The following is an 899-nucleotide window of genomic DNA, read 5'->3' on the forward strand; positions in this document are numbered from 1 at the left end:
TTCCGAACCCGGAAGCTAAGGCCCACAGCGCCGATGGTACTGCACTCGGGAGGGTGTGGGAGAGTAGGTCGCCGCCGGACATTCTTTGAACACCGGGGAGGCCCCGCCAACGATGGCGGGGCCTTCCCGCGTTTAACCACGATGCCGGTTCGTTAGTGGAGTCACAGTCCTACGGCGGTTGTCTGCAACTGGCAGAACAGTCGGCTGGACTAGAATGGATCGATGGTACGGGCGCGCCACAGATGATTGCGCCCACAACAAGACACGCATTTCATAGAGATTTTGACGGCTGTGGTTGGCTGGTTCGACCTTGGCCCGCACTGAGAGGAGTTCCGGCATGGCTGATTTCCGGGGTCGTGAAGGACGAGACGACAGGGGTGCAGGCAGAGGCAACTTTGGCAACCGGTCGGGAGCCGAGCGCTCCACCGAGGGCGGCGATAGAAAACGCCCCGACAACCAGGACCGGCGCAGCGGCGGTTCCGGTGGCGCGGGTGGTTTCCGTTCGCGGGATGATCGGCCGCGTCAGGATCGTGGTGAGCGTCGGGACTTTGGTGATCGTCCTCGTCAGGATCGTGGCAGCGCGTCTGGTGGTGCGGGTGGTTTCCGTTCGCGGGATGATCGGCCGCGTCAGGATCGTGGTGAGCGTCGGGACTTTGGTGATCGTCCTCGTCAGGATCGTGGCAGCGCGTCTGGTGGTGCCGGCGGTTTCCGTTCGCGGGATGATCGGCCGCGTCAGGATCGTGGTGAGCGTCGGGACTTTGGTGATCGTCCTCGTCAGGATCGTGGCAGCGCGTCTGGTGGTGCCGGCGGTTTCCGTTCGCGCGAGGATCGGCCCCGTCAGGATCGTGGTGAGCGTCGGGACTTTGGTGATCGGCCGCGTCAGGATCGTGGCAGCGCGT

1 protein-coding gene and 1 rRNA gene are annotated in these 899 nt (G+C 64.1%); both read left to right on the forward strand.

Annotated elements, in window-relative coordinates; translation table 11 throughout:
• Positions 1–80: ribosomal RNA gene (gene rrf / locus AC5RTY_RS16850) — 5S ribosomal RNA — on the forward strand; the annotation flags it as partial.
• A 276-nt stretch (positions 81–356) separates the two neighbouring features.
• Positions 357–899 (forward strand): hypothetical protein (locus AC5RTY_RS16855; RefSeq protein ID WP_494139983.1); only part of this gene is annotated, 543 nt, incomplete at its 3' end.

It is taken from the genome of Arthrobacter sp. Y3224055, from assembly GCF_059090825.1.